At 56.2% G+C, this 9,366-nt stretch carries 11 protein-coding genes and 1 pseudogene; 6 read left to right on the top strand and 6 right to left on the bottom strand.

Going from position 1 to position 9,366, the window contains the following annotated elements:
• Positions 1-217 precede the first annotated feature (217 nt).
• Complete coding sequence (locus tag ACFDSS_RS11690; protein WP_375255919.1) at positions 218-1,303, top strand: ABC transporter permease; 1,086 nt, start codon at positions 218-220, stop codon at positions 1,301-1,303.
• Positions 1,300-2,094 (top strand): ATP-binding cassette domain-containing protein, encoded by a 795-nt coding sequence (locus ACFDSS_RS11685; RefSeq protein WP_375255918.1) that lies wholly within the window; start codon positions 1,300-1,302, stop codon positions 2,092-2,094. Before ACFDSS_RS11690 ends, ACFDSS_RS11685 begins: the two co-directional genes overlap by 4 nt.
• Before the next feature lie 408 nt (positions 2,095-2,502).
• Here ACFDSS_RS11685 and ACFDSS_RS11680 read toward each other — a convergent pair whose 3' ends face one another.
• The 4 genes and pseudogenes from ACFDSS_RS11680 to ACFDSS_RS11665 form a co-directional block, all read right to left on the bottom strand.
• A complete protein-coding gene (locus tag ACFDSS_RS11680; protein WP_375255917.1) occupies positions 2,503-3,699 on the bottom strand; it encodes an IS91 family transposase in 1,197 nt (398 codons plus the stop codon).
• Between the two features lie 12 nt (positions 3,700-3,711).
• Positions 3,712-4,590 (bottom strand): tyrosine-type recombinase/integrase, encoded by an 879-nt coding sequence (locus ACFDSS_RS11675; protein WP_375255916.1) that lies wholly within the window; start codon positions 4,588-4,590, stop codon positions 3,712-3,714.
• A gap of 364 nt (positions 4,591-4,954) precedes the next feature.
• Positions 4,955-5,353 (bottom strand): hypothetical protein, encoded by a 399-nt coding sequence (locus tag ACFDSS_RS11670; RefSeq protein ID WP_375255915.1) that lies wholly within the window; start codon positions 5,351-5,353, stop codon positions 4,955-4,957.
• Between the two features lie 145 nt (positions 5,354-5,498).
• Positions 5,499-5,649 (bottom strand): annotated as a pseudogene (locus tag ACFDSS_RS11665) (transposase); the annotation flags it as partial.
• On the opposite strand from ACFDSS_RS11665, the gene ACFDSS_RS11660 reads away from it, so the two are divergent.
• Complete coding sequence (locus ACFDSS_RS11660) at positions 5,599-5,730, top strand: hypothetical protein (RefSeq protein ID WP_375255914.1); 132 nt, start codon at positions 5,599-5,601, stop codon at positions 5,728-5,730. The pseudogene ACFDSS_RS11665 and the gene ACFDSS_RS11660 overlap by 51 nt on opposite strands.
• A gap of 467 nt (positions 5,731-6,197) precedes the next feature.
• On the opposite strand, the gene ACFDSS_RS11655 is transcribed toward ACFDSS_RS11660, so the two are convergent.
• Entirely contained in the window at positions 6,198-6,833 is a 636-nt protein-coding gene (locus ACFDSS_RS11655; RefSeq protein WP_375255913.1) for an imidazoleglycerol-phosphate dehydratase, read from the bottom strand.
• Between the two features lie 145 nt (positions 6,834-6,978).
• Between ACFDSS_RS11655 and hisB the strand changes: the two genes are divergently transcribed.
• The 3 genes from hisB to ACFDSS_RS11640 all read left to right on the top strand — a co-directional run bounded on the left by hisB (position 6,979) and on the right by ACFDSS_RS11640 (position 8,773).
• Positions 6,979-7,566, top strand: a complete 588-nt coding sequence (hisB, locus tag ACFDSS_RS11650; RefSeq protein ID WP_375255912.1) for an imidazoleglycerol-phosphate dehydratase HisB — start codon at positions 6,979-6,981, stop codon at positions 7,564-7,566.
• Positions 7,563-8,201 carry an imidazole glycerol phosphate synthase subunit HisH gene (hisH, locus tag ACFDSS_RS11645; protein ID WP_375255911.1) on the top strand — a complete coding sequence of 213 codons (639 nt, stop codon included), beginning with the start codon at positions 7,563-7,565 and terminating at the stop codon, positions 8,199-8,201. The genes hisB and hisH overlap by 4 nt, the downstream gene beginning before the upstream one ends.
• A 101-nt stretch (positions 8,202-8,302) precedes the next feature.
• On the top strand, positions 8,303-8,773 hold the full coding sequence (locus ACFDSS_RS11640; RefSeq protein ID WP_375255910.1) for a transglycosylase SLT domain-containing protein: 471 nt from the start codon (positions 8,303-8,305) through the stop codon (positions 8,771-8,773).
• 27 nt (positions 8,774-8,800) lie between these two features.
• Here ACFDSS_RS11640 and ACFDSS_RS11635 read toward each other — a convergent pair.
• Positions 8,801-9,366 (bottom strand): M20/M25/M40 family metallo-hydrolase (locus tag ACFDSS_RS11635; protein WP_375255909.1); only part of this gene is annotated, 566 nt, incomplete at its 5' end.

Genomic DNA, 9,366 nt, shown 5'->3' with positions numbered 1-9,366 from the left:
ACTTCTTTGACACAGGCGTTGCCTTGGTCACAGATCAACCAGCCGATGGTGTTGAAAGCATTTCTGTAGCCGAAGGCACTGAACTCTGCTGGGGTTAAGCCCACCCTCCCGCATCTCATCGTAGGTGCAACTCAAGGGGCGGGTATTTATCCCGCCCCTTTTCGCAAAGTGGGATATGCTCCTACTGACATCCATTTTACGACAAGGGGATCGAACAATGTCTGGCAACGCCGACGATTTTGAAGCCGCCATCAAGCCACCAGCAGCCGACACCGTGGCTTCGTTCGCCGAACGCAAGGGCCTTCTCGCAAGGTTGCAACACGCCCTGCATGTGAACCCTGCACTTGTGCCGTTGTTCGTCCTCCTCGTCTCAATTACCCTCTTCGCGCTCTTACTCGGGTCGCGGTTTCTCTCTCCCTTTGCGCTGACACTGATCCTTCAACAGGTACAGATCGTTGGCATCGTTGCCGCCGCTCAAAGCCTTGTCATCCTCACCGCTGGTATCGATCTCAGCGTCGGGGCGATTGCCGTTCTTTCAAGCGTTATCATGGGACAGATTACTTTCCGCTACGGCGTCCCCGTCGAAGTTTCTGTCGCGCTTGGGCTGGCCTTTGGCACACTCATCGGTTCAATTAATGGTTGGTTGGTCGCGGTCATGAAGCTGCCGCCGTTCATCGTCACGCTTGGCATGTGGCAGATCGTTCTAGCGGCGAACTTTCTCTACTCAGCCAACGAGACCATACGCAGTCAAGACATCGAACAAAACGCACCCCTGCTTCAATTTCTTGGGTCCACGTTCAAGATTGGCGCGGACGCGGACGGACGCGGTGGTGCGACATTCACCTTTGGTGTGATCGCAATGGTCCTGATCTTTGCCTTTCTTGCCTATGCCCTGAAACACACAGCATGGGGGCGGCACATCTACGCCGTAGGTGATGATCCCGAAGCAGCACAGCTATCTGGTGTAAACGTCAAATTCACGTTGATCTCTGTCTATGCAGTCACCGGTTTCATCTGCGCCATCGCAGGCTGGGCACTTATTGGCCGTATTGGCTCTGTTAGCCCAACGTCCGGCCAACTCCTGAATATCGAAAGCATCACGGCTGTGGTGATTGGCGGCATCTCACTGTTCGGTGGGCGTGGGTCGATCATGGGGCCGCTCTTTGGTGCTCTCATCGTTGGTGTGTTCACCCTTGGCCTTCGCCTTGCAGGTGCCGACGCACAATGGACATTCCTTCTTATCGGCGGACTCATCATTGGTGCTGTCGCAGTAGATCAGTGGATCAGAAAGGTCTCAGCATGACTTTGATGGAAAACATCGCCAATGGGTCGATTGAACCCATTCTAAAGGGCCGTGGATTGGTTAAGCGTTACGGCAAGGTCACTGCACTCGATCACTGTGATTTCGATCTCTATCCCGGTGAAATTCTTGCCGTGATTGGCGACAACGGGGCAGGCAAATCATCTCTGATCAAAGCCGTCTCGGGGGCGGTGATACCCGACGAAGGAGAAGTGTTCCTCGAAGGAAAGCAGGTAAACTTTGCGTCACCCATCGATGCCCGCAAGGAGGGGATCGAAACGGTTTACCAGACCCTTGCTATGTCGCCCGCTTTGTCCATCGCAGATAACATGTTCATGGGGCGAGAAATCCGCAAACCTGGTTTTCGCGGCAAATGGTTTCGCCAGTTGGATCGCCCAAAGATGGAGCAGGTTGCTCGTGACAAGTTGTCCGAGCTTGGCTTGATGACAATCCAAAACATCAACCAAGCAGTTGAAACGCTTTCGGGTGGTCAACGTCAGGGTGTGGCTGTGGCCCGCGCTGCGGCCTTCGGATCAAAGGTCATCATCTTGGATGAACCAACGGCGGCCCTCGGGGTCAAAGAATCTCGTCGTGTGTTGGAACTCATCCTTGATGTCCGATCTCGCGGCATTCCGATCATTCTGATCAGCCACAACATGCCTCATGTGTTTGAAGTCGCAGATCGAATTCACGTGCATCGCCTTGGCAAACGTCTATGTGTCATTGACCCGAAAGATTACACCATGTCGGACGCTGTGGCGTTTATGACAGGGGCAAAAGAAGCCCCAACCTGAGTTCACACGATCTTGTTCTACTCTGCATCAAGTTCCACAAACGGACATTGGTGAAGAGGCGGCGGATGGTGGCTTTGTCTAAGATTTTTTGATGCGGGCCAGTGCGTTAGGTTTGGTCTTGGCGGTCTGGCCCGCGTTGACAAATCTGACAAGGTGGAAGCCGCGGGATGTGGGTGCCGTGCTATGGGGAAAGCGCGGGCCCCAATCCCTATCGGTTAGAGTTCCGCGGATTTTTCCAAGTTTGGCGGCTCAGTGTCGCGGTTTTTGGGGTAGGACCGGGCTCGTTTTTCGGTCTTTCTGCGGTAGCCCGGCTCTCGTCACGATGCATTGATGGTATTGAGCCAAAGCTTGCCTTTGACCGGCACGTTGCGTGTCGGACCTGAGGATGCGCAAAAGATGGGCGGTTCATCATGCGGCCTGCTTTCTTGGTGGCGCTCGGGTTCGGGGGATTTGGCCACGCCGGAAGGTCTCAATGATGCGCATCTGTCCGCCACAGTCGGGGCATGGCTCACGTAAAGTGAGGGGTGCCGGGGGATCATCTGCGGGCCGGTCTGGCTCGGCCGATCTGGTTGCTCCAAGAAGCGCACGGATTTGGGCGACTTTCGCTTTGCATCTACTGCCTGCAAGGAAGCCGTAGTGGCGGATGCGATGGAACCGATCCGGGAGAACATGCACGAGGAAGCGGCGAATGAACTCACCTGTGTTGAGCCGCAAAACCTTCATGCGGTCACCCGACTTAATCCGATAGTCTTTCCAGCGGAACGCCACGGTGCCCGCGTCGACATTGACGAGACGGCTGTTCGAGATCGCTACCCGGTGCGTATATCGGCTGAGATAAGCCAGCACCTGTTCGGGGCCACCGAAGGGTGGTTTGGCGTACACCACCCATTCGGCATTGCGCAGCGGGACCAGATACGCGGTGAAGGCTTTAGCATTGGTCAGTCCCTTGAGATCGCCGAAGAATGCGAGCTTTCCCGCACGGTGCAAAGTGAGCAGGCCTTCCAGAAACAGGCGTCTGAACAGGCGCGACAGCACCCGTACATGTAAGAAGAACCCCGGCTTGCAGGCGACCCACCTTGTGCCGTCTGGTGACAATCCGCCGCCGGGGACGATCATATGGATGTGCGGATGATGCGTCAGCGCTGATCCCCAGGTGTGGAGAACGCTGGTCATACCGACCCGTGCGCCAAGGCGCCTGGGATCGGCGGCAATGGTGGACACGGTCTGGGCGGACGCTTTGAACAGCAGGCCGTAGACCGCCCGCTTGTTCCAATATGCGATCCGCGCAATCTCGGCTGGCAGGGTAAAGACGACGTGGAAATACTCGACCGGCAGCAAGTCTTCGGCCCGTGCCGCCATCCAGTCGCGCGCAGCAGGTCCCTGGCACTTCGGGCAGTGCCGGTTCTTGCACGAGTTATACGCGATGTGCTGGTGGCCGCATTTGGCACAAGCCGCCACATGCCCGTCAAGCGCCTCGGTCCTGCAGGTCTCGATGGCGGACATCACCTTGAGCTGGCTCAGGCTGACATGCCCCGCATTGGCCTGCCGCCACGCAGGACCATGGGCACGAAAGATGTCAGCAACCTCCAGCTTTGGGCGCGGCACCGCCCGCGACTGTCACTCCGACCTTCGGTCCCGAAGCTGCGCCAGCAACTCGTAGGGGCTGTCGGTGTCCCGGATCAGCTTGGTCGCCACATGGGTGTATTGCGCCGTCGTGCTGAGCTTTGCGTGGCCGGGCAAAACCTGGATCACGCGCACATCCGTTCCCGCCTTCAGAAGATGCGTCGCGAAGCTGTGGCGCAAACTATGCAGCGTGCTGCGCGGCTTCTTGATCCCCGCCAGGTGCTTGGCTGCGCTGAAGGCGCGATGCAATTGCCGGGGTGAGAGCGGGTTGATCCGGGGCTTGCCAGGGAACAGCCAGCCATCAGGACGCGCTTCTTTCCAATAATCCCGCAACAAGCCAAGCAGTCCTGGCGAGAGCATGACTTTGCGGTCTTTGCCACCTTTGCCCTTCTCGACATGAATGAGCATGCGATCACTATCGATATCCGTGACCTTGAGATTGCAGACCTCCGACGCACGCAGCCCGGTGCCATAGGAAATGCTGAGCGCAGCGCGATACTTCAGCCCCGGCCCCGGCGCGACCCTGAGTATCTCGAACACCTCTTCGGCGCTGAACACCACCGGAAGCTTCCGAGGCTCCGTGCGGAAATGCAGGCTGTTCTTCAACTCTGCGCGCTTGCACGTCGTCTCGAAGAAGAACCGCAGCCCGACAAGTCGCGCGTTGTAGGTCGATGGGGTGACGTTCGTGTCGACTATGTGAAGCTGATAGGCGCGAAGATCGTCCGGTGTTGCAGTGTCCGGTGATCGCCCAAGAACCTCGGCAAGGTAACTGACCGCTCTGATGTGCGCTTTCTGGGAACTCTCGCCCAGCCCCTTTATCCGCATATCTTCGATCATCCGCGCACGCAGCGGCGTTGTCTTTTGGTCCACCATGGGATCCTCCTGTCTGTTGATTGAGAGGTCCCAATCGCCAGACAGTCGCGCCCATTTCCAAAATCACGATATTCAGATCGCCGCGCCGCCCTCACCACAAGCGCCCCTGCCGCGGTAGCGGCTTCGTCCTTGTCCGCGATGCCGTCATCTGGACATCCTGAAATGCTGCGCTATCGACCAAGGTCTGCTATGCGGGCTGCGACCGCAGCATTGGATTGGTGAGGCGAACGGCGGCTATGGGCCGAATTGTCGCCAACCACTGCCAAGATTGAACGAATGCTGCGCTGCATCCGATGGCAGAAACATCTGCTTCGTCAAAGAGAGGGGGAGCCGACGCGAATTGCGCTTTCAGTTGCGTACCACATTAGTCAAAAAAGCTAAAGTGTTCGTCGACAACCCTTGTGGAAGCATTGAGCGTGGACGGGTTTTCCAAATTGTAAGTTCCCGACGAGGTAAAGTTCACCCTGCCAAGTGCGCCAAAACCATTCTGCGCGTCAACAAATCCGTTTAGAATGTAATTACATCTTTTGGGGTCATCCCCGTAGGAGATGAAGTCGAAGCGACTAGTCTGAGGATACACCGCCGAACCGGGGTACTTAAGTTTCCCATCCATAAAGTCAGATACTTCTGCCATCACAGAGTCAGCCTCAAGGTCCTTGCAACTTTTGCTTTTAATGAATTTGCTAAATCCATCAGTCTCAAATGCGACGATTATTAACAGAGTGGCAACTGAGGCCAGAACTACACCAATATTGTTGTTCATATTGCTTTTCCACTCATAGAAGTTCAAAAAAATGTCGCATTGAAAATTGCATTTCGCCGAAGTCTTGTCAGAATGACATCTATCATATGGGATATCTGTTTTTCATCGAACAGCGCTAAGGAAATCTTGAGGTCCCAATGAAGCACTACCGGCTGACGCCGGTAGCATCATTTTGAGGACTGCAATTCCAGATACTGCTTGATGATATCGCCGGTGACATTGCCCGAGGTGGTTGAGAAATATATATGTCCCCAAAACCAACTACCCCAGTAGCGTTTGCGCAGTTCTGGAAACTCCCCGATCTTGGCATCGACGTCTTTGACATGCTCTTCATCGACTTCCGGTACTTTCCGGCTGCCCCGCTCGAAGACGCCTAATGCGCCTTCAAGCCATGCCCGCTTTCATTGATGGATCATCGTCGGTCGAACCCCGGACCGGCTGGCAAGCTCGCTCGCCGTCTCTCCATCCCTCAGCGCCTCTAACGCCACCTTGGCCTTAAACTCTGGGTGATGTTGCTTCCGTTTCGACATGTCCGATCTCCTTCGTGTTGAAGATCAGCAGACTACAAATCGCAGCTTACGTCAGTGTCCTATTTTCGGGGGTAGCTCATCTTTACGATCTGAAAGATTGAGAGAGTTTTCGTGCAACTTGCACGAAAACATTGCCTTTTTTGAGGTGCTCTTGGGCAAGGGAGCGAATCGGCAATACTCAACTATTTGTTTATGAACGGTTATTTTTGCGACCCGTTCCTTGCCAAGGTTAGGGTCGTGAGTTCGAATCTCATCGCCCGCTCCATTTCGTACCAAAAGGCCGCAGTATAGACCGCGGCTTTTTTGTTGAGATGTCAAGCCACGTCGCGGTGTCGCCCTGCAAACTGATCCACTTGCTTATAGAACGGCTGCGCTGCAAGCATCGCGGCCACTTCGGGCGGCAAAGCTTCTTTGATGTGCACCATGGGCCGTTCAATATCAGCGATCCGCCCTTCCATCTCAGGCGCGGCTATCGCTGCATCCGCAAAATCCGGTTCTACATCCGCTTCATTTCTCAGAGCAGAGCGATCCGCCTCTGCCTCCTGCGTGTCAATCACGTCACGCGCGGCCACGCGCGCCACGGTTTCTGCCATATTACTGACCGCAGACACCGCGAGTTTGCCCAAGACATCTGGCGCGGTTTGCGTCCCCGCAAGCGCATAGAGACAAGGGATCAGGTCATAAAGGTCATCCGTCGCCGTCCGGTCCCGATCAGTGAGCATGATCGCGCTCAGACATGGGCTGCGCCGTTCACCGGACAAAGCCAGCGCATGGGTCATTTGCCCGTCAAACACCTCATCCATGACTAACAAATCAATCGTATCCACACGGATCAGCGCATGTGCAACCGCAAGCGTTTCCACACAAAGGATCAAAAACCCCTTGTCGATCAATGTTTTGGACGTCGCGCAGGCGGCTTTGGGGTCTTGGCGTAAAATAAGGGCTTTCATCGGATTCTCCAGATTGTCGAGCAGCTTCCGAGACCCTAGAACGCCAACCCTTAAATTTTGCTAAAAAGCCACAGCATTATTTCGCGGGCTTGGCCCCTGCCCTTTGCCCAGCTATAGAGCGATCAGAAAACCAAAGGGCAAACCCATGCGCAAAGCCACAATCACACGCAAAACCGCCGAGACCGATATTTCTGTCACCATCGATCTTGATGGCTCTGGCGCTTATGACAACCAGACAGGTGTTGGTTTCTTTGACCACATGCTTGACCAGTTGTCGCGCCACGCGTTGATCGACATGACGATCCGCGCGCAGGGGGACTTGCACATCGACGACCACCACACCGTCGAGGACGTGGGCATTGCCTTGGGTCAGGCCCTGTCAGAGGCTCTCGGTGACAAGCGCGGCATTCGCCGCTATGGTAGCTGTCTGCTTGCGATGGATGATGCCCAGGTACGCTGCGCGCTGGATCTATCCGCTCGCCCCTATCTGATCTGCAATCTGGATCTGCCTTTCGGCAAAATCGGGACGTTCGACACGGAGCTGGTCCGCGAGTTTTTCCAGGCACTCAGCACGCACGGCGGCATTACATTGCACATCGACAAGCTGCACGGGTTCAACGCCCACCACATCTCAGAGGCGGCTTTCAAGTCTGTCGCCCGCGCCCTGCGCGAGGCTGTTGAAACCGACCCGCGCAAAGCCGATGCGATCCCGTCCACCAAGGGCAGCCTATGACCACGGCCCTTGTCGATTATGACAGCGGCAACCTGCATTCGGCCCAAAAAGCCTTTGAGCGCATGGCGATAGAGGTCGGCGCTGGCCCAATCGTCGTGACCTCTGATCCAGAGGTGATCGCCAAGGCCGACCGCATCGTGTTGCCGGGTGACGGCGCATTTCCACATTGCCGCGCGGAGCTTTACGCACGCACCGGCCTCGCAGAGGCGATCGTGGAGACCGTGACCAAACGCGCCCGTCCCTTTTTTGGAATTTGCGTCGGGATGCAGATGATGGCGACGACCGGCCACGAATACGAGCCAACACCGGGGTTTAACTGGATCGCGGGCCATATCCGCAAAATCAGCCCGGCGGATAGGACGCTCAAAGTGCCGCATATGGGGTGGAATGATCTGGTGATCGACAACCCGCATCCGGTGCTTGAAGGGATTGCTACAGGCGATCACGCGTATTTTGTTCACTCCTACGCGATGGATGTAACCAACCGGGCGGAGCGTCTGGCCCATGTCGACTACGCGGGCGATGTGACCGCGATCATCGGACGCGACACGATGATCGGGACGCAATTCCACCCCGAAAAGAGCCAGTCCGCCGGTCTGCGTATGATCGGCAATTTCTTGCAATGGGCGCCCTAAAACGGTTCCGATGTCTGGTCAGACCGGGAAAAGACTGATTTTATGCAACATGAACAAGCTGAACCGCGCCAAGAGAAGCGCAAGCCGAAAAGAGCAGACCAATGATGAAGCGCCGCTATTTCCTGATGATTGCCGGGGCCACAACGCTATCCGCATGTGGCGGACGCAAAGACCGCGACGCCCTAAATCGGGGGCGCGCCTTACCACTTTATCCCAATGAAACGCCCGAGCTGCGCCGCCTGATTAACAAATACGCAAAGGTCCATGACATTCCCGTAAGCTTGCTGCACCGGGTCATTATCCGCGAAAGCACGCATAATCCGGCGGCACGTAACGGGCCATATTATGGGCTGATGCAGATCCTGCCTCAGACAGCGCGGACGATGGGCTATCGCGGATCGCCCCAAGGGCTATTGGATGCCGAAACCAACCTGATCTATGCGGGGCGCTACTTGCGCGGGGCATGGCTGGTGTCTGGTGGTGATGAAGACGACGCCGTGATGTGGTATGCGCGCGGCTACTATTATGAAGCCAAACGGTTGGGATTGTTAGAAGAAACGGGCCTACGTTAGGCAAATGCCCGTCGCCCGGCATACCGTTCAAGCCGCGTTCTGCAACGCGGTCTCGACGATTGCGACAAAGTAGGCGCTTCCATAGCGCAGCGCGTCATCGTTGAAGTCAAAGGATTGGTTATGCAAGGCAGCAGACGTACCGTTTCCCAGAAACATGAATGCGCCCGGACGTTCCTCTAGCATGAACGAAAAATCTTCTCCGCCCATGGTGGGGGGACGATTGGCATCGACCGCATCCGGGCCAACGACGCTGGCAGCAGCGCGGACAGCGACCTTTGTTTGCGCGGGGTCATTATATGTCACTGGCACCTCATTGACGTAATTGAACAGAACCTGCGCGCCGGTCATAGCTGCGACACCGGCACAAATGTCTGCCATTCTCGTCTTCCCCAAGGCGCGCGCCTCACGAGAGAGGCTACGGACCGTGCCGCTCATGCGCGCCGTTTCAGCGATGATATTGTCAGACGTCCCCATGTGGATTTGCGTGATCGAGACGACATGCTGCACTGACGTGGCGACACTGCGAGAGACAACCGTCTGGAACCCCTGAATAATCTGAGAAATCGCGATAGCCGGATCAATGCCCTGATCGG

Source organism: Yoonia sp. (assembly GCF_042093035.1).
Taxonomy (GTDB): Bacteria; Pseudomonadota; Alphaproteobacteria; order Rhodobacterales; family Rhodobacteraceae; genus Yoonia.
The sequence above is the reverse complement of the archived record's forward strand: the minus strand, read 5'-3'. Positions and strand labels throughout refer to the sequence as shown.